General features: G+C 72.1%; 21 protein-coding genes. 9 read left to right on the top strand and 12 right to left on the bottom strand.

The features are described 5' to 3' along the window. Window positions 1–70: 70 nt before the first annotated feature. Window positions 71–565, top strand: coding sequence for a hypothetical protein (locus ACIA47_RS20985; protein WP_396709985.1), 495 nt, complete (start codon window positions 71–73; stop codon window positions 563–565). A 49-nt stretch (window positions 566–614) separates the two neighbouring features. On the opposite strand, the gene ACIA47_RS20990 is transcribed toward ACIA47_RS20985, so the two are convergent. Next, window positions 615–1,127, bottom strand: coding sequence for an HIT domain-containing protein (locus ACIA47_RS20990; RefSeq protein WP_181518504.1), 513 nt, complete (start codon window positions 1,125–1,127; stop codon window positions 615–617). A 176-nt stretch (window positions 1,128–1,303) separates the two neighbouring features. On the opposite strand from ACIA47_RS20990, the gene ACIA47_RS20995 reads away from it, so the two are divergent. Then, window positions 1,304–2,032, top strand: a complete 729-nt coding sequence (locus ACIA47_RS20995; protein ID WP_112583447.1) for a D-Ala-D-Ala carboxypeptidase family metallohydrolase — start codon at window positions 1,304–1,306, stop codon at window positions 2,030–2,032. 47 nt (window positions 2,033–2,079) lie between these two features. Here ACIA47_RS20995 and thrS read toward each other — a convergent pair whose 3' ends face one another. After that, on the bottom strand, window positions 2,080–4,089 hold the full coding sequence (thrS, locus tag ACIA47_RS21000; RefSeq protein WP_396709987.1) for a threonine--tRNA ligase: 2,010 nt from the start codon (window positions 4,087–4,089) through the stop codon (window positions 2,080–2,082). 188 nt (window positions 4,090–4,277) lie between these two features. Between thrS and ACIA47_RS21005 the strand changes: the two genes are divergently transcribed. Further along, on the top strand, window positions 4,278–5,267 hold the full coding sequence (locus ACIA47_RS21005; protein ID WP_396709989.1) for a DUF1775 domain-containing protein: 990 nt from the start codon (window positions 4,278–4,280) through the stop codon (window positions 5,265–5,267). Window positions 5,268–5,530: 263 nt separating this feature from the next. Here ACIA47_RS21005 and ACIA47_RS21010 read toward each other — a convergent pair whose 3' ends face one another. Beyond that, window positions 5,531–6,451, bottom strand: a complete 921-nt coding sequence (locus ACIA47_RS21010) for an ADP-ribosylglycohydrolase family protein (RefSeq protein WP_396709991.1) — start codon at window positions 6,449–6,451, stop codon at window positions 5,531–5,533. A gap of 73 nt (window positions 6,452–6,524) precedes the next feature. On the opposite strand from ACIA47_RS21010, the gene ACIA47_RS21015 reads away from it, so the two are divergent. After that, entirely contained in the window at window positions 6,525–7,214 is a 690-nt protein-coding gene (locus ACIA47_RS21015; protein WP_091401712.1) for a response regulator transcription factor, read from the top strand. A 29-nt stretch (window positions 7,215–7,243) separates the two neighbouring features. Further along, window positions 7,244–8,647, top strand: coding sequence for a HAMP domain-containing sensor histidine kinase (locus tag ACIA47_RS21020; protein ID WP_181539338.1), 1,404 nt, complete (start codon window positions 7,244–7,246; stop codon window positions 8,645–8,647). Between the two features lie 279 nt (window positions 8,648–8,926). On the opposite strand, the gene ACIA47_RS21025 is transcribed toward ACIA47_RS21020, so the two are convergent. Together ACIA47_RS21025 and ACIA47_RS21030 are read right to left on the bottom strand one after the other, a co-directional pair. After that, the gene (locus tag ACIA47_RS21025) at window positions 8,927–9,949 is read right to left on the bottom strand and encodes an adenosine deaminase (protein ID WP_396709994.1); all 1,023 of its coding nucleotides are present in this window, start codon (window positions 9,947–9,949) and stop codon (window positions 8,927–8,929) included. Beyond that, window positions 9,946–10,740, bottom strand: a complete 795-nt coding sequence (locus ACIA47_RS21030) for a trans-aconitate 2-methyltransferase (protein ID WP_396709996.1) — start codon at window positions 10,738–10,740, stop codon at window positions 9,946–9,948. The genes ACIA47_RS21025 and ACIA47_RS21030 overlap by 4 nt, the downstream gene beginning before the upstream one ends. 84 nt (window positions 10,741–10,824) lie before the next feature. On the opposite strand from ACIA47_RS21030, the gene ACIA47_RS21035 reads away from it, so the two are divergent. Both ACIA47_RS21035 and ACIA47_RS21040 read left to right on the top strand, forming a co-directional pair. Next, complete coding sequence (locus ACIA47_RS21035) at window positions 10,825–11,808, top strand: aldo/keto reductase (RefSeq protein WP_091401706.1); 984 nt, start codon at window positions 10,825–10,827, stop codon at window positions 11,806–11,808. An 88-nt stretch (window positions 11,809–11,896) separates the two neighbouring features. Continuing rightward, window positions 11,897–12,088, top strand: coding sequence for a hypothetical protein (locus ACIA47_RS21040; protein WP_196922219.1), 192 nt, complete (start codon window positions 11,897–11,899; stop codon window positions 12,086–12,088). 121 nt (window positions 12,089–12,209) lie between these two features. On the opposite strand, the gene ACIA47_RS21045 is transcribed toward ACIA47_RS21040, so the two are convergent. The 7 genes from ACIA47_RS21045 to ACIA47_RS21075 all read right to left on the bottom strand — a co-directional run bounded on the left by ACIA47_RS21045 (window position 12,210) and on the right by ACIA47_RS21075 (window position 16,530). After that, the gene (locus tag ACIA47_RS21045; protein ID WP_088962828.1) at window positions 12,210–12,413 is read right to left on the bottom strand and encodes a cold-shock protein; all 204 of its coding nucleotides are present in this window, start codon (window positions 12,411–12,413) and stop codon (window positions 12,210–12,212) included. A gap of 288 nt (window positions 12,414–12,701) precedes the next feature. Further along, entirely contained in the window at window positions 12,702–12,974 is a 273-nt protein-coding gene (locus tag ACIA47_RS21050) for a DUF4235 domain-containing protein (protein ID WP_030338235.1), read from the bottom strand. Further along, window positions 12,971–13,345, bottom strand: a complete 375-nt coding sequence (locus ACIA47_RS21055; RefSeq protein ID WP_396709999.1) for a DUF3618 domain-containing protein — start codon at window positions 13,343–13,345, stop codon at window positions 12,971–12,973. Before ACIA47_RS21055 ends, ACIA47_RS21050 begins: the two co-directional genes overlap by 4 nt. Continuing rightward, complete coding sequence (locus ACIA47_RS21060) at window positions 13,342–13,776, bottom strand: phage holin family protein (protein ID WP_203123027.1); 435 nt, start codon at window positions 13,774–13,776, stop codon at window positions 13,342–13,344. Before ACIA47_RS21060 ends, ACIA47_RS21055 begins: the two co-directional genes overlap by 4 nt. A 237-nt stretch (window positions 13,777–14,013) precedes the next feature. Then, window positions 14,014–15,201, bottom strand: coding sequence for a mechanosensitive ion channel domain-containing protein (locus tag ACIA47_RS21065; protein WP_203123030.1), 1,188 nt, complete (start codon window positions 15,199–15,201; stop codon window positions 14,014–14,016). Between the two features lie 82 nt (window positions 15,202–15,283). Beyond that, complete coding sequence (locus ACIA47_RS21070) at window positions 15,284–16,105, bottom strand: DUF1206 domain-containing protein (RefSeq protein WP_203123033.1); 822 nt, start codon at window positions 16,103–16,105, stop codon at window positions 15,284–15,286. A 59-nt stretch (window positions 16,106–16,164) separates the two neighbouring features. Then, the gene (locus ACIA47_RS21075) at window positions 16,165–16,530 is read right to left on the bottom strand and encodes a hypothetical protein (RefSeq protein ID WP_203123035.1); all 366 of its coding nucleotides are present in this window, start codon (window positions 16,528–16,530) and stop codon (window positions 16,165–16,167) included. 96 nt (window positions 16,531–16,626) lie between these two features. On the opposite strand from ACIA47_RS21075, the gene ACIA47_RS21080 reads away from it, so the two are divergent. Together ACIA47_RS21080 and ACIA47_RS21085 are read left to right on the top strand one after the other, a co-directional pair. After that, the gene (locus tag ACIA47_RS21080; RefSeq protein WP_396710004.1) at window positions 16,627–17,853 is read left to right on the top strand and encodes a cysteine desulfurase-like protein; all 1,227 of its coding nucleotides are present in this window, start codon (window positions 16,627–16,629) and stop codon (window positions 17,851–17,853) included. Next, window positions 17,850–18,137, top strand: coding sequence for a GNAT family N-acetyltransferase (locus ACIA47_RS21085; protein WP_203123038.1), 288 nt, complete (start codon window positions 17,850–17,852; stop codon window positions 18,135–18,137). The genes ACIA47_RS21080 and ACIA47_RS21085 overlap by 4 nt, the downstream gene beginning before the upstream one ends. The last annotated feature ends 7 nt before the right edge of the window (window positions 18,138–18,144 follow it).

Consider the following 18,144-nt stretch of genomic DNA (forward strand, 5'->3'; position numbering starts at 1 on the left):
CTTCGGCAGGCCGGGGCGCAGCAGATCCGCGGGCGGACACGCGGGTGCATGGAGACGGTCACGGTGCGGCATGATCAATGCCATGCGACGGCTCGGGGTGGACATCGGCGGAGTCATCATCGAGCCGGCCGACGACGACGCGGACACGTCGTTCTTCGGCGCTCACTACCTGCGCACCCCGGCCGTCGTCGGGGCGTTCGACGCGCTCGCGGCGCTCGGCCCGGCGTTCGACGAGGTGCACCTGGTGTCCAAGTGCGGGGAGGCCACCGAGCGGCGTACCCGGGAGTGGCTGGCCCACCACGACTTTCCGGGCCGCACCGGCATCGCGGTCGAGCGGGTGCACTTCTGCCGCACGCGAGCGGACAAGGCGCCGATCGCCAGACGCCTCGGCCTGACCCACTTCGTGGACGACAAGCTGGAGGTGCTCGGCTATCTCGACTCGGTGCCGCACCGCTTCCTGTTCCGGCCCCGAAAGGCCGAGGTCGCCGCACACGCCGCGCTGCTGCCCCGCGTACGCCGGGTGGAGAGCTGGTCGGAGCTGACCACGCTGCTGCGCGCCGACTAGCCGGACCGGCGCGGAGGCCGCGCGACCGGCGCGGCGCAGCGGGCGGCGGTCAGGACGGCCAGGCGCGGGCGAGCAGGTCGCGGGTGTCGCCGAGCAGCTGCGGCAGGACCTTGGTGCGGCCGATCACCGGCATGAAGTTCGCGTCGCCGCCCCAGCGCGGCACGACGTGCTGGTGCAGGTGCGCGGCGATGCCGGCGCCGGCCACCCCGCCCTGGTTCATGCCCAGGTTGAAGCCGTGAGCGTTGCTGACCTTGCGGATCACCCGCATGGCGGTCTGGGTGTACGACGCCAGCTCGGTGGTCTCCGGCACGTCCAGGTCGGTGTAGTCGGCGACGTGCCGGTAGGGGCAGACCAGCAGGTGCCCCGGGTTGTACGGGTAGAGGTTGAGCACCACGAAGACGTGTTCGCCCCGGGCCACCACCAGGCTCTCCTCCGGGGGCAGCTGCGGCCCTCGGCAGAAGGGGCAGCCGGTGGGCTTCTCGTACCCCTCGGCCGGGCGGTCCTCACCGGAGATGTAGGTCATCCGGTGTGGCGTCCAGAGCCGCTCCAGGCCGTCCGCCATGCCGTCACTGTCCGTGTGCCGTTCCGCCCCTGTCACGAGCCGATCCTACGGAGCCGTGCGGGCACGCCGCGACACCCGCCTTCGGGAAATCCGGGACTGCAAGTTCTTGACGGATCAAAGTCGAGGCGTGAAACTTCCATGCATTCACGTACTTCCATGCATTGATGGAGGGCTACATGTTCCGACGGCTCGGCAGGTTCCTCGCGGCACTGGCGTTGACCGCCGCCACCACAGTGGCCGGCGTCACCCTCACTGCCGGCGCGGCCCAGGCGGACGGCTGCTACACCTGGGGACGCACCCTGTCCCAGGGGGCGTCCGGCGAGGATGTCCGGCAACTCCAGATCCGGGTCGCCGGCTACCCCGGCTACGGCGCGGTGCTCACCCTCGACGGCGCGTACGGCCCGGCCACCCGGTCGGCGGTGATCCGCTTCCAGCAGGCGTACGGGCTGCCCGCGGACGGCATCGCCGGCCCACAGACGTTCAACCGGCTCTACGCCCTCCAGGACGACGACTGCACCCCGGCCAACTTCAGCTACCCCGAGCTGAACAAGTGCAACAGTGACTGGTCCGGCGGCGCCGTCTCGGCGAGCACCGCCCGGTTCAACGCGCTCGTCTCGATGTGGAAGCTCCAGGCAATGCGGCACGCCCTCGGCGACGTGTCCATCGCGATCAGCAGCAGCTTTCGCAGCTACGCCTGCAACAGCGCCGTCGGCGGAGCGTCGAACAGCCGACACCTGTACGGCGACGGGGTCGACCTGGTCGGGTCCCCGTCGTTCTGCCGGCTGGCGCAGCAGGCCCGCTACCACGGCTTCGGGCAGATCCTCGGCCCCGGCTACCCCGACCACAACGACCACACCCACGTGGCGGCGGTCGGAGGCTGGTCAGCGCCCAACTGCGGCATCTGACAGCCGTGCGTGCCCGGCCGGCGCGGCCGGCCGGGCACGCGTCGCTACTACTCCGCGGCGGCGGACGGGCCGACGTTTGTCCGTGAGCTGACCACGTCCAGCACGTGGGTCACGGCCTCGGCGACCGGCACCCCGTTGCGCTGGGAGCCGTCGCGGTAGCGGAAGGAGACAGTACCGGCGGCCACGTCGTCGTCACCGGCGATCACCATGAACGGGATCTTCTGCTGCTGCGCCGTCCGGATCTTCTTCTGCATGCGGTCGTCACCCGCGTCCACCTGGGCCCGGATGCCCTCGGCGCGCAGCGCCGCGACGAAGCCGTGCAGGTAGTCGGTGTGGTCCTCGCGGATCGGGATGCCCACCACCTGCACCGGCGCCAGCCAGGCCGGGAAGGCGCCCGCGTAGTGCTCGGTGAGCACCCCGAAGAACCGCTCGATCGACCCGAACAGCGCACGGTGGATCATCACGGGCCGCTGCCGGCTACCGTCGGCGGCCTGGTACTCCAACGCGAACCGCTCCGGCTGGTTGAAGTCGACCTGGATGGTGGACATCTGCCAGGTCCGGCCGATGGCGTCACGGGCCTGCACGGAGATCTTCGGCCCGTAGAACGCCGCGCCGCCCGGGTCGGGAACCAGGTCCAGGCCGCAGGTCTCGGCGGCGGTCCGCAGCGCCTCGGTGGCCTCGGCCCAGTCCTCGTCGGCCCCGATGAACTTGGGCGAGTCGTCCCGGGTCGACAGCTCCAGGTAGAAGTCGTCCAAGCCGTAGTCGCGCAGCAGGTCGAGCACGAAGCTGAGCAGCGTGGACAGCTCGCCGGCCATCTGCTCACGGGTGCAGTAGATGTGCGAGTCGTCCTGCGTCAGGCCACGGACCCGGGTCAGGCCGTGCACCACGCCGGACTTCTCGTACCGGTAGACAGTGCCGAACTCGAACATCCGCAGCGGCAACTCCCGGTACGACCGCCCGCGCGACCTGAAGATCAGGTTGTGCATCGGGCAGTTCATCGCCTTGAGGTAGTAGTCCGCGCCCTCCAGTTGCATGGGCGGGAACATGGTGTCCGCGTAGTACGGCAGGTGACCGGAGGTCTGGAACAACTGCGCCTTGGTGATGTGCGGGGTGTTGACGAACTCGTACCCCGCCGCCTCGTGCCGCTGGCGGGAGTAGTGCTCCATCTCGCGGCGGATGATGCCGCCCTTGGGGTGGAAGACCGCCAGGCCGGAGCCGATCTCGTCGGGGAAGCTGAACAGATCGAGGTCCGCGCCGAGCTTGCGGTGGTCGCGCCGGGCGGCCTCCTCCAACAGCTTCAGGTACGCCTTGAGCTCGTCGCGGGTCGGCCACGCGGTGCCGTACACCCGCTGTAGTTGGGGGTTCTTCTCCGACCCCCGCCAGTACGCGGCGGCGGAGCGCATCAGCTTGAACGCGCCGATCAGTCGGGTGGTCGGCAGGTGCGGACCCCGGCACAGGTCCGACCAGCAGACCTTGTCCTCCTTGGCGTCGAGGTTGTCGTAGATGGTCAGCTCGCCGCCGCCGACCTCCATCACCTCGTCGGTGTCCAGGCCCTCACCCTTGACCTCGATCAACTCCAGCTTGAACGGCTCGTCGGCCAGCTCGGAGCGTGCCTCGTCCAGGCTGCCGAAGCGGCGGCGACGGAACCGCTGCCCGGACTTGATGATCTCCTGCATGCGCTTCTCGAGCTTGCTGAGGTCATCGGGCTGGAACGGCTTGTCGACGTCGAAGTCGTAGTAGAAGCCGTTCTCGATGGGCGGGCCGATGCCCAGCTTGGCCTCGGGGAAGATGTCCTGCACGGCCTGGGCGAGGACGTGCGCGGTGGAGTGGCGCAGCACGTTGAGCCCGTCGGGCGAATCCAGGCTGACCGGCTCGACGACGGTCTCCTCGGTCGGCGTCCAGTCCAGGTCGCGCAGCTGGCCCTGCGGGTCGCGGACCACGACGATCGCCTTGGGGCCGTTCGCGGGCAGTCCGGCCGCGGCCACCGCGTCGGCCGCCGTGGTCCCGGCGGCGACGACGACGGGGTCGGCCACGGCGGGGGTACGGGGTGCGGACACGGTGACTCCTCCAAGTGGTACGAAACGGTGCCGATCCTCGGCTCCTGCCGATGCTATCGGTCGCCCCGCCTCCGACCGGGAAGGGCACCTCCTTACCGCCGACGTTGAACCTTTCGCGCCTCGCAGCCGAACTAGAAGGTGTGGCCGGAAACCGGTGCCGGCCGCGTCGACACGGATGGGGGCACGAGATGGCGAGCACGTACGGCGGTGGCCGTCTGCGGCGGATCGTGGCGGCGACCGCGGTGACCGCCGCTGGGCTGCTGCTCTGGCCTGGCACGGCGTACGCGGCGGACGTGACGACCACCCCGACCGAGGCCCGGCAGGGCGACGCGGTACGACTGGAGTTCAGCGTTCCGGAGGAGCGGGCCGGCACGAAGACGAACCAGATCGAGGTCCGACTGCCGGCCGACGCGCCGATCGCCGAGGTCTACCCCATGTCGGTGAACGGCTGGGCGCCCCGGATCAGCTCCCGCACCCTGGACACGCCGGTGGCCGGTATCCACTCCTCCGGGGTGAGCACTGTCACGACCGCGGTGACCTGGGTCCGGGTCGGTGAGAGTGACCCCGGGCCGGCTCGGCTGGCGCTCTCCATGGGGCCGATGCCGCAGGCCGAGCGGCTCACCTTCGAGGTCGTCCAGACGTACGCCGATGGCACTGTGGTCCGGTGGGCGGACGCCGCCGGCCCGCACCGGGCCCCGACTCTCGCCCTGCTGCCGGCGGCGCCCGGCGCGGCGGGTCCGGCCGCACACGGCGGGCACGCCGGCCCGGCGGCCGGCGCACCGGCCGCAGCGGACAGCGGTGTGGACGCCGCACCGCCGGCCCCGGCGGACGGCGCCGACGAGGGCAGCGCCGACGGGATGCTGGCCGCCGGCCTGCTCGCCGGGCTGGGCGGCGGCGCGGCGATCGGCTGGCTCGTCAGCCGTTGGCGCCGACGCGACCCGGGCGAGGCCACCGCGCTCGCCGAGGTGACCGGCGGCCCGGACGAGGCCGCGACGCTGGCCGAGATAACCGGCCGCGGAGACGACACCGCAACGCCAGACCCGACGCCCGCCGACCCGCAACCCGCCGACCCGCGGTCCGCCGAACCGCAGCCCGCTGACCCGCGGTCCGCCGACCCCCAGGCCGCTGACCCGCGGTCCGCCGACCCGCAGCCCGCTGTTCCCGCAGCATCGCGGTGATCCACTCGGGTTCACGGAAACCGTGGCATCTCCGCCGCACGGACAGCCCGATTTAGCGGTGATCGACTCGGCTTTCAGGAAACCGCGGCATCCCCGCCGCCCGGACGACCCGATTTCCAGGAAGCCGAGTTGATCGTGCGCAGGCGCAGGCGCCGAGCAGCGCAGGGCAGGGCAGGCGCAGGCGCAGGCGCCGAGCAGCGCAGGGCAGGCGCAGGCGCAGGCGCAGGCAGGGCAGCCCGGTTGGCCAGGGCAGCTTTCGGGGGTCAGGGGAGCCAGGTAGGTAGCGGCTCGCGGGCGGCCAGCCACTTTTCGGGCACCCCGCCCGGGGTGCCGACGCCGGTGTGCGCCGCCACCACCGCTCCGGCGATGGCGGCCGTGGTGTCCACGTCCCCACCGGCCCGTACGCAGGTCTCGATGGCCGCCGGATAGTCGTCGAGGTGGGTGGCGGCCACCCAGAGGGTGAACCCGACGGTGTCCTGGGCGGTCACCCGGGAGCCGTTGCCGAGCGCCGTCACCACCCGGGGCAACGGCCGGCCGAGCAACCCGGCGGCCCGGTGTACGCCCCGGTGCACCTCGGTGCCCGGGTCGAGCGCGGCGGCGATCCCGGCGAGCAGCCGCTCCGGGGTCGGCCGGTGCCCGTCGAGGCGGGCTCGGGCGGCCAGCGCGGCGGCGACGGCGATGGCGACCGCGCCGGCGATCCCCTCCGGGTGCGCGTGCGTCACCTCGGCGGACGCGCGGGCCTGTGCCGCGGCGCGCGCCGTCGAGTCGGCGAAGTAAGCCCCCAGCGGGCCGACCCGCATCGCCGCGCCGTTGCCGCAGGAGCCCTGCCCGTCGAAGGCGGAGGCGGCGGCCAGCGGCCACGGGGTGCCGGTGCGGATCAGCTCCAGAATCAGCATCGCGCCCGCGCCGTAGCCCCGCCGCTCGGTACATCGCTCGGCGAAGGAGAGGGCGAGCCGGTCCCGGTCGATGCCGCCGGAGTCGGCCAACTGGGCGAGGACCGAGCAGGCCATCTCGGTGTCGTCGGTCCATTCCCAGGGCGCTGGCGGCAGCGCGTCGTCGGCGAGATCCACGGGCGCGGGCCCCGGCAGGAAGTACTGCGCGCCGAGCGCGTCGCCGGTGGAGAGACCGGCGAGGCTGTCCCGGGCGAGCGCCAGGCGGGCATCGGCGAACAGGGTGAACGACATCGTCGTACCAGCTTGCCCGGTCGCCAGGCACGCCGCAACGCGATCAACTTGCCAGGCCAAGTACGGTCTTGTCGTGGCCTCCGTGCTCCTGGTCGAAGACGATCACGTCGTACGCGGCGCGATGCTGCGGTCCCTCACCGACCGGGGGCATGCCGTGCACGCCGTGGGTACGGCGTTGGACGCCCTGCGTCGGGTCGCCGCGGAGACACCCGACCTGGTGGTGCTCGACCTCGGCCTACCCGACCTGGACGGTTCGGACGCGCTGCGGATGCTGCGCGGCATCACCGACGTTCCGATCATCATCGCCACCGCACGCGACGACGAGCAGTCGGTGGTCAAGCTGCTGCGCGCCGGCGCCGACGACTACATGGTCAAGCCGTTCACCGGCGCGCACCTGGACGCCCGGATCACCACCGTGCTGCGCCGGGCCGGCCGGGCCAGTCGGTCCGTGCAGCCCGCGGTGCACAGCGTCGGCGGGCTGCGGGTGGACGTGGGTGAGCGCAGCGCCCAGCTCGACGGGGAGCCGCTGGCGCTGACCCGCAAGGAATTCGACCTGTTGGCGTATCTCGCCGCACGACCTGGGCGGGTAGTGTCCCGCCGGGAACTCTTGGAGGAGGTATGGCGGCAGCCATCGGTCGGCGAGGATCAGACCATCGACGTTCACCTGTACTGGCTCCGCAGAAAGATGGGCGAGTCCGCGGCGAAGCCGCGCTACCTGCGCACCGTGCGGGGGGTCGGATTCCGGCTGGTGGCACCGGACTGAGGACGGCGCTGGCCCTGCTCACGGCCGGCATGTGCAGTCTCGTGGCGCTCGCGTTCCTGATCCCGCTCGGGCTCAGCCTGCGGGAGCAGAGCCGGGACGAGGCGATCGCCGACGCGGCGCGGCGCAGCGCGCTGGTGACCGGCGCCCTGGCGGTGAGCACCGACCCGGCGGTCGTCGAGCGTGCCGTGGTGGCCAGCGCCGAGGGCGCACCCACCCGGCCCGTGGTGCACGGGTTGGGGCTGGACGAGTCCGCCGGTCGGGCCAGCGGCAGCGACCTGGACCGGGCCCGCTCCGAGCGCCAGTCGTTGGTCGTCGACGTCGACGGGGGTGTGGCCCGGCTCGACCCGGTCGTCCTCGGTGACCGGACGGCAGTGGTCGAGGTGTTCCTTCCGGAGTCGACGCTGGGCGAGGGCGCCGGCGGCACCTGGCTGCTGCTGTTCGCGGTCGGCGCGGCGATGGCCGGCGCGGCGGTGCTGGTGGTCGACCGGGTAGCTGCCCGCGCGGTGGACTCGACCCGGGGTCTGGTCAAGGCCGCGCTCTCCGTCGGCGACGGCGACCTCGGCGTACGCGTCGAGCCGACCGGTCCGCGCGAGCTGGCCGAGGCCGGGTACGCCTTCAACCGGATGGCGGACCGGTTGGACGCCGCCCGCACCGACGAGCGGGAGTTGGTGGCCGACCTGTCACATCGTCTGCGTACCCCGTTGACGGTTCTGCGGTTGGACGCGGAGGCGTTGGAGTCCGACGACACCAGCGTGGGTTCGTTCAGCCCGGCGGAGTTGGACCGGCTGCGCGGGATCCGGCGTATCCGGCAGGCGATCGTCACCCTGGAGGGTGAGATCGACGTGCTGATCAAGACCACCCGTAAGACGGTGGCGCTCGAGGCCGGGCCGGCGATGTGCGACGTCAGCGAGGTGGTCCGCGACCGGATGGTGTTCTGGGCGGCGTTGGCCGGCGACCAGAACCGGCCGCACCGGGTCAACGGCGCCCAGCTGCGCATCCCGGCGCCGGTGCCGCGGGCCGAACTGGCCGCCGCACTGGACGCGGTCATCGGCAACGTCTTCCGCTACACGCCGCAGGGCACCGCGTTCGAGGTGGCGGTGTCCCGGCGCGACGGTTACGTGGCGATCCGGATCGACGACGCCGGCCCCGGCATCGCCAACCCGGACCGGGCGCTGCGCCGGGGCGCCAGTGACCAGGGCTCGACCGGGCTCGGGCTGGACATCGCCAAGCGGGTCGCGTTGCAGGCCAACGGCTCGGTGAGCATCGACCGCGCCCGGCTGGGCGGGGCCAGTGTGGTGATGCTGCTCGCCGACCCGGAGGCGACGCCCCGGCAGGTCAGCCGCTTCGGCCTGGTCGGCCGGATGGCCCGCGACGCCCGGGACACGAAGGCCACCGGACGTCGCTGGCCCCGCCAGCGCCCCACCGACGACTGACCCGGCCGAACCCGGGCTGTGCGCCGGCGCAAGTCTTCCTTAGATCGCGGTTAACGACCGCGTTGGATCGGCCTCGGGCTGACAGGATCAGAGCACGAACCCACCAGTTCCACCGGCTGAGCGCACCACGCACCCACGGCCGGTGGAGCCGCGCGCGCGGCGGGAGTCACAGGTCCCCCCACACCCACGCTCCCGCCGCGCGCCCTGCTCAACCAACCGGCCCAGCCGGCCGACCAGCCCAGCCGACACCCGAGCGGCCGACCAGCCCGGCCGACCAGCTCAGCCGGCGGTGGCGAGGTACGCGTCGATCTCGGCGAGGATCCGCTGCTGGCCGGCAGCGTCCAGGAAGGACGCGGTCACCGCGTTGCGGGCCAGCCCGGCCAGGCCCTCGGCACCGACGCCGAGCAGGCGGGCGGCCACCGCGTACTCGTCGTTGAGGGTGGTGCCGAACATCGGCGGGTCGTCGGAGTTGATGGTGACCAGCAGCCCGGCCTCGACCAGTCGGGGCAACGGGTGCTCGTCGAGGGTGGCCACCGCCCGGGTACGGACGTTGGACGTCGGGCAAATCTCCATCCCGATCTGCCGCTCGGCCAGGTACGCCAGCAGCTGCGGGTCCTGGGCGGCGGAAATGCCGTGCCCGATCCGTTCGGCGCCCAACTCGTTCAGCGCGTCCCAGACGGTCTGCGGCCCGGTGGTCTCCCCGGCGTGCGGGACCGAGCGCAGCCCGGCGGCGCGGGCCTGGTCGAAGTAGGGCCGGAACTGCGGTCGGGGTACGCCGATCTCCGGGCCACCCAGACCGAAACTGACCAACCCGTCCGGGCGCTCGTCCAGCGCGATGCGCAGCGTCTCCTCGGCCGCCGGCAGGCCCGCCTCGCCGGGGATGTCGAAGCACCAACGCAGCTCGATGCCGAAGTCGGCCAGGGCGCGCTTGCGGGCGTCCTCGATGGCCTCGCAGAACGCCGGCGCGGGAATGCCCCGTCGGACGTGCGAGTACGGGGTGATGGTCAGCTCCGCGTACCGGACCTGTTGGCGGGCCAGTTCCCGGGCGACCTCGTGGGTGAGGATCCAGACGTCCTCCGGGTCGCGGATGAGGTCCACGACGCTCAGGTAGACCTCGATGAAGTGCGCGAAGTCGCGGAACTCGAAGTAGGCGGCCAGCGCGTCCGGGTCGGCCGGCACGGGGGTGCGTCCCTCGTGGCGGGCGGCCAACTCGGCGACGATCCGGGGCGAGGCGGAGCCGACGTGGTGCACGTGCAGCTCCACCTTGGGCAGGCCGGCGATGAAGGTGGGCAGGTCGGTCACGGGTTCTCCTGGGCATGGTCGCCGGTGCGGGCGACGACGAAGACGCGGCGGAACGGGAAGTACACCTGACCCTGCCGCACCGGGTACGCCGCGGTGAGCCGTACTCCCAGCTCGGCCCGGAAGGCGGACCAGCCGGCGGCGTCCAGTGCGGCCCGGACCGGGCGCAGCGCGGTGCCCTCCATCCAGGCCAGCACCGGGTGCTCGGCGGCGGGTCGAGCCGGCAGCAGGTGCACGTAGGTAGTCTCCCAGGCGTCCACCGCGCAGCCGGCGGCGGTCAGCAGCGCCGCGTAGTCGGCCGGGTCGTCGACCGGGTCCGCGCGCAGCAGCGGCGCGACGTCGGCCCGCCAGGTCGGCCGGTTGGCGACCTCCCGCAGGGCGCGGTGCGAGTCGGCGGCGAAGTTGCCGGGGACCTGCATGGCGAGCCAGGCGCCGGCGGGCAGCTCGGCGGCCCAGCGGCGCAGCAGCTCCTGGTGGCCGGGGACCCACTGCAACGCCGCGTTGCTGACCACCACGTCCTCGTCGCCGGTCGGACCCCAGTCGCGCAGGTCGGCGACGGCGAAGTCGACGGGCGCGCCGAGGGCCTCGGCCCGCTCGATCATGTCGGGTGAGGAGTCGAGGCCGAGCACCCGACTCGTCGGCCAGCGCTCGGCGAGGACGGCGGTGAGCTGACCGGGGCCGCAGCCGAGGTCGACAACCGTCCGGGGTCGCTCGGCCGGAACCCGGGCGAGGAGGTCGTGAAACGGCCGGGACCGCTCGTCGCCGAAGCGCAGATAGGTCGTCGGGTCCCACATGGTCGCCTCCCTAACCGTACGTCCGTACTGCTGAAGGTACGGCTCCGCGTGGCAGGGTGGCAACCCGATCACTAGGCTCGGGGCATGGAACAGCGCAGCTTCAACCGGCTCGGCCGGACCGTTGGCGCGGTCGGCCTGGGCGCGTGGCAACTCGGCGCCGACTGGGGCACCGTCAGCGAGGACGACGCCATGGCGGTGCTCGCCGCCGCCGTGGACGCCGGGGTCACCTTCCTCGACACCGCCGACGTGTACGGCGACGGTCGCAGCGAGCAGCTCATCGGCCGCTTCCTGCGCACCCGACCCGACGCCGGGCTGACCGTCGCCACCAAGATGGGCCGCCGCGTCGAGCAGCGGCCGGAGGCGTACACCCTGGCCAACTTCCGGCAGTGGACCGACCGCTCCCGGGCCAACCTGGGCATGGACACCCTGGACCTGGTCCAGCTGCACTGCCCGCCCACCGAGGTCTTCTCCTCCGACGAGGTCTTCGACGGCCTGGACACCCTCGTCGCCGAGAAGGCCATCGCCGGGTACGGGGTCAGCGTCGAGACCTGCGACCAGGCCCTCACCGCGATCGCCCGACCGGGGGTGGCCAGCGTGCAGATCATCCTCAACGCGGTTCGCCACAAGCCCCTGGAGCGTGTGCTGCCCGCCGCGGCGGCAGCCGGGGTCGGCATCATCGCCCGCGTGCCGCTCGCCAGCGGCCTGCTCTCCGGCCGCTACGACGAGCACACCGAGTTCCCCGCCGACGACCACCGCAACTACAACCGGCACGGCGCGGCCTTCGACGTCGGGGAGACGTTCTCCGGAGTCGACTTCGACCGAGGTCTGGCCGCCGTACGCCGGCTGGCCCCGCTTGTCGACGCGGACCGCACGATGGCGCAGTTCGCGCTGCGCTGGGTGTTGGACCAGGCGGGCGTCACAGTGGTCATCCCCGGTGCCCGCGACGCCGACCAGGCCCGACGCAACGCCGCCGCGGCGGCCCTGTCCCCGCTCACCGACGAGCAGTTGGCAGCCGTGCGCGAGACCTACGACGAGCTGATCCGCCCGCAGGTGCACGACCGGTGGTGACCCGCGCGCCCGGGGTGCTCGCGTCGCGCCGCCCGGCCGGCGATGCTGGTCTGCGGCGCGCCGCCTCGGGCGGCGGAGAGGGGACGCGATGAGGGGCTGGCTTCCGCTCACCCTCGGCCTGCTGGCCGTGGTGATCGGTGCGGTGTGGACGGTCCAGGGCCTCGGCTACGTCAGCGGCAGCGTGATGACCGACGAGAAGATCTGGGCGGTGATCGGCCCGCTCGTGGCGGCGGCGGGGCTGGTGGTGATCTGGCTCGGCCTGCGCTCGCGTCGACGCTGACCGGACGCCGCACCGGGGAGCCCGAGCAGGCGAAAGCCCCGCATCCCAACCGGGATGCGGGGCTTTACCGCGACCCTTGAGCCGGATCGTCCCACTGGCCGGCGGGGGCCGGCCGTCCTACTCAGATGGGACGGACCTGCTCAGCCTGCGGGCCCTTCTGACCCTGAGCGATCTCGAACTCCACCCGCTGGTTCTCCTCCAGCGAGCGGTAGCCGCTGGACTGGATGGCCGAGAAGTGGACGAACACGTCGGCACCCCCACCATCGACGGTGATGAAGCCGAAGCCCTTGTCAGCGTTGAACCACTTCACGGTTCCCTGAGCCATGTGTTTCTCCCTCTAAAAACTGGCGGCCGTGCACGCCGTCCGGCCGATTGGCCGTTTTTGAGCAGCGGCGCCTGAGGCAGCCCCACGAAGGAGACTTCTCTCAACCCACGCCATCTCGCAACAGCGGGGACCAGCAAATCACGTACGCAAAAAGTCTGTCACGACCTCTCCGACTAATTTCTCCGACATGTGACCTGACGGATGCCTCAGTGCCGCTGGGCGGCGTCCGAAGCCATGCGAAAGCCCCCTTCCCATCGATGCGGGAAGGGGGCTGAAGTCGCTGTGCGGTCAGTCCGGCCAGCTGCCGGTCATCCGACGGACGCCGACCGCGCCGCCCCGGTCCACGGCGGCCCGAACGACCGCGAAGATGGCCCCCTGCAACGCCGCGGCGGCCAGGATCTCGCCCCAGCCGCGATCCTCGTCGGTCGCGTTGGGCGCCTCACCGTCGCCCGCGGTGACCTTCCAGACCTGCCGGAAGATCGCCCCGGCCACCGCGCCGGCGGCGATACCCATCAACACGCCGACCGGCCGGTACGCGACCCTGCCGATACTCTTGCTCACCTACGCCTCCCCCGCACGATCATCAGCACCACCACGGTGGCCACCGCACCGGCCGCGACGACCGCCCACGGCACCGGGTTGCGGCGCACCAACTCGCCCTTGTCGTACGCCTGTGCGCGTACCAACTCGCCCTTTTCGTACGCCTGCGCGCGGGCCATTCCGGCACCACGCGCGGCCTGCCCGCGGACCCGAGCGACGGTCTGCGCCGCCTGCTCCCGCATCCGCTCCTTCGCCTGCTCGGCGGACTCCTTGAGACGCGCCTTGACGTCGGCCTTGGCGGCCAACGCCTCCATCGTCTCGCCCAACTCGACCCGGGTGCGACGGATCTCCTCGCGGAGAGCCTCCGTGTCGCCGGTTCCGTTGCCGGTCATTGCCGCCCCCTGTCCTTCACCGCGGCGGTGACAGTGTCCATGTCGGCCCGGAGGCTGCGGACCGTCGCCGCCGGCACCGGTGGGACGGCACGGCTGACCTGCTTCTTGCCCACCAGGGCGAGGATGCCGGCCACCAGGAAGCAGGCCACCGCCACGATCAGCGCAGCGGCCCAGGCGGGCAACACCAGGTCGAGCAGCAGGATCGCCGTGGCGACCAACGCGCCCAGGCCGAAGAACGCCAGTGCGCCGCCGCCGCCGAAGAGCCCGATGCCAATGCCGGCGTGCTTGCCCTTCTGGGTCAACTCCGCTCGGGCCAGCGCCAGTTCGTCCCGTACGAGACGGGAGACCTGCTCGGTGGCCCGCTGCACCAACTCGGCGGTGGAGGGCTCGCTCCCATTCTGGGATGTGCGGGCTTTCGCCACGTCAGCCATGCTGTCCTCCTTTCCTCATCACCGCGCTGTATGCCCGAAGTCGCCGCTCGTCAATCCTAAAGCGCGCCAAGCAGCTCACCGTCCCCGTTGTCCGGACGCCGCGCCGCCAATACGCGGCCAGCCGCCGCGATCACGCCAGAGACGTCCGGCAGCACATCCCCCACCCAACGGCAACCAAACCTCCCAGACCCCATCCACCCACCCCACTGCGGTGATCATGAAGGCCAGCGGGGCGGTTCAGGGGCGGGTTTCTTCGGGGCCTACGAAGGCTTCGCTGCGGGCGTCGCCGTCGTTGCTGCCGCCGAAGACACGGGCGTCGTCGGGCGCCTCGGTGTCGGACGGGCGGCGGGCCGGTCGCCTCGGCTGCACCCACTGCCAGGACAGGTTGCTGTTGGAGTCGCCCAGCTCGGTGCGTAGCCGGGGCATCGCGGTCGGGCGGTTGTCCCGGATCCAGGCGACCAGGTGCTCCCGCACGAGGCAGCGCAGATCCCACAGGCTGCCCGCGTCAGCGGCGCTGACCAGTGCGCGCAACCGCACCGTCCCGCCGGTGGCGTCGGTGACCTGGAGGACGCAGACCCGCCCGTCCCACAGCTCGGTGCCCTCGACGAGGCGGCGCAACTCCTCGCGCATGGTCTGCACGGGTACCGCCCAGTCGACGTCGAATTCGGCGGTGCCGAGCACCGCCGCCTCGGTCCGGGTCCAGTTCTGGAACGGCTTGCTGGTGAAGTAGGAGGTGGGCAGGATCAACCGGCGGTCGTCCCAGATCTGCACCACGACGTAGCTGAGGGTCAGCTCCTCGACGCGACCCCACTCCCCCTCGACGACGACCACGTCGTCAAGCCGGACGGCGTCGCTGAAGGCGAGCTGGAGGCCGGCGAAGACGTTGCCGAGCAGGCTCTGCGCGGCGAGCGCGGCCACCACACCGACCACACCGGCCGAGGTCAGCACACCGGCACCGATGCCCCGCACGCTGGGGAACGTCATCAGCATCACGCCCACGGTCAGGATGACGATCACAGCGATGGTCAGGCGGCGCAGCATCACCACCTGGGTCCGTACCCGACGGGCGTGCCGGTTGTCCGGTACGTCGACCCGGAACCGGGCCAGCGCGGTGTCCTCCACGACGACCAGGAGGCAGGCGACCAGCCAGGCCACTGTGGCGATGACGCCGAGGATGAGCAGGTGCAGCAGCAACTGCCGCCAGCTCTCGCCGACCGCGTACCCGGTGGTGAAGCGGACGGCGAACTGCACGGCCAGGACCGTTCCGGCGACCTGGAACGGGCGGTGCGCGTGGTCGGTCAACTCGGTCAACAGCAGTGACCGGCGGCCGAACCGCCGGGTCAACCGGTGGACGACCTCAACCAGGAACAGGGCGACCGCCGCCGCGACGAGCGCGGCGACGGCCGTTTCGAGATAGTTCTGCACGGCTTCGGTGCTCCCCTTCGACCAGGCGTCGGGCACTCGGGCAAAGGCCCAAGAGTGCCCGACGGCCCGGGAATCGACCAGCTCAGACCTTGCGGTACCGGGACTGGAGGAAGCAGAAGACGCCGAAGGCGGCGATGCCGAGGGCCACCAGGGTCAGCAGGAACGTGCCGTAGGACTGCTCACGCAGGGTGTGCAGCGCGGCGTCCAGGCCACGGGCCTTCTCCGGGTCGTACTTCACCGCCGCCACGATGATCAGCAGACCGGCGATGCCGTAGGCGACGCCCTTGGCGATGTATCCGGCCATGCCCAGCCGGCGGGCGAGCTGGCGGGTCTTCGGGCTCATCTCGCCGGTCTTGAGGTGCTTCTCGAAGCGCTTGACGATCCCGTAGATCACCAGCCCGACACCGATCGCGGCGAGCACCAGCCCGGCCAGGCCGACCAGCCAGCGACCCCCGCTGGAGGTCATGAGCTTGCCGGTCAACGCCTCCTGCTGGTCGGCGCTGTTCGACCCGGCATCCTTGAAGACCTTGAAGGCGGTCCAGGCGAAGTAGAGGTAGACGATGGTCCGGCCGGCCGAGGCGAGCCGTTCCATGACCCGCTCCTTGCCGCGCTCGGCGCGGTGCCCGACCGCCGCCTCCAGCGCCTGCCAGATAGCCATCGCGAGCAGGCCGACAGCGACGGCGATGACCAGGAACTTGCCGAGGGGCTGTGCGGAGAGGGTACGCAGCGCGCCGGACTGGTCGCCGTCGGCGGCTGACCTGTCGAACGCGATCTGCAACGCCAACCAGGCGAAGAGGAGGTGGACGATGCCGTAGCCGATGAAGCCGGCCCGGGCGAGGAGTTCCAGCCACCGGCTGTCCGCCGTTCGGGAGGCGGTGGCTTCGGCGCTACGGGTGAGTGACATGGCGTCACAATCTCCGATTCGGAAGATTCCCAAACGTCGGCCACCGCCGCCCGCCCAGGTCAGCTGCCCGGGTTGCGCGATACGCGAATCTTGACCTGCTGGTCGGTCACGCTGTCCAGGGTGACAGCGAAGCCCCCGGCCTCGGCGGCCTGCTGGCCGGTGGTCAGGGTGAGCTGCTCGCCGGCGACCTCGACGGTCACCTGGTCACCCTCGGCGCCGACCAGCTTGGCCTCGACGCCCAGGATGGTGGCGCTCGCGTCGACACCCCGCTCGAAGGTGACGGTGCAGGCGTCCAGCCCGCAGTCGGTGGAGGCTCCCTGGGAGCTGCACCCGGCGAGCACGGCGAGGCCGAGCGCCAGACCGGCGAAGAGACCGGCGGCGCGGCGGACGGAGGGAATGGGCATGGTGGCGGGTCGGTTCGTCACCTCGCCAAGAGTACGAGACATCCGCGACGTCGCCGCCGAACGGTGATCACCTGGCGGCCGGAAAGGGTACGAGGAGCACCGGCTAGGGTCCCGGACATGCCGTTCGACATCGCCCGCACCCGGGCCGCCTACCCCGCCCTGACCGAGGGCTTCGTCCACTTCGACGGCGCCGGGGGCACCCAGACCGCGGCCGGTGTGATCGACGCGGTCGCCGACGCCATGCGGTCGGCGGTCGGCAATCGCAGCGCCGCCAACGTTGCGGGTCGCCGGTCGTTGGAGCTGGTGGCCGAGGCCCGTTCGGCGGTGGCCGACCTGCTCGGCGCCGACCCGGCCGGGGTGGTGCTCGGCCCGAGCGCTACCGCGCTGACGTACACCCTGGCCCGCACGCTCGGCGCGGCCTGGCGCCCGGGTGACGAGGTGGTGGTCTCCCGGCTCGACCACGACGCGAACGTACGGCCGTGGGTGCAGGCCGCCGAGGCGGCCGGCGCGACGGTGCGCTGGGCCGAGGTCGACCGGCACACCGGTGAGCTGCCCGCGGCCCAGTACGCGGACCTGGTGGGTGAGCGGACCCGGTTGGTCGCGGTCACCGCCGGCAGCAACGCCATCGGCACCATGCCGGACGTGGCGGCGATCGCCAAGACCGCGCACGCGGTCGGCGCGTTGGTCTACGTCGACGGGGTGCACTCGGTGCCGCACGGGCCGACCGACCTGGGCTCGCTCGGTGCCGACGTGCTGGTCACCAGCGCGTACAAGTGGTCCGGCCCGCACCTGGCGGCGATGGTGGCGGACCCGGCCCGGTGGGCGGCGCTGCGCCCGGCGAAGCTGGTGCCGTCCTCCGACGCGGTGCCGGACCGGTTCGAGTACGGCACGCCGAGCTTCCCGCTGCTGGCCGGCGTGGCCGCCGCGGTGGATCACCTGGCGGGGCTGGACCCGGACGCGGTCGGGGACCGGCGGGCACGGCTGCGGGCCGGGCTGGCCGCCGCCCAGGCGCACGAGGAGGCACTGCTGGACCGGCTGGTCGCCGGGCTGGCGCAGCGGCCGGCGATCACCGTCTACGGCTCGCCGGCGCGGCGCTGCCCGACGGTGTCGTTCCGGGTCGCCGGGATGTCCCCGGCGGCCACCCAGGAGGCGTTGGGCGCCGCCGGGTTCTGCCTCTCCGTCGGCGACTACTACGCCTACGAGTACTTCCAGCTCATGGGTCTACGCGACAGCGGCGGCGCGGTGCGGGCCAGCATCTACCACTACAACACGGCCGACGAGGTGGACCGGTTGCTCGGCGAACTCGACTCGCTGGCCGAGCAGGCGGGGAGAATGGCCGGATGAGCACCCTGGTCGAGGACAACCCGGCGAAGCGCCGCTTCGAGATCCTGGTCGACGACGCGCTGGCCGGCTTCACCGCGTACCTGCCGCGCGGGGAGGTCCTGGTCTTCACCCACACCGAGGTGGACCGGGGCTTTCAGGGCAAGGGGGTGGGCGGCACGCTGGTCCGCGGCACCCTGGACCAGCTCCGGGCCCGCGGCACGACAGTGGTGCCGCAGTGCCCCTTCATGTCCGCGTTCATCGACAAGCACCCCGAGTACGCCGACCTGGTCGCCGACCTCCCGTAGGGCGGTC

Source organism: Micromonospora sp. NPDC051227 (assembly GCF_044455385.1).
In the GTDB taxonomy this organism is placed as follows: Bacteria; Actinomycetota; Actinomycetes; order Mycobacteriales; family Micromonosporaceae; genus Micromonospora.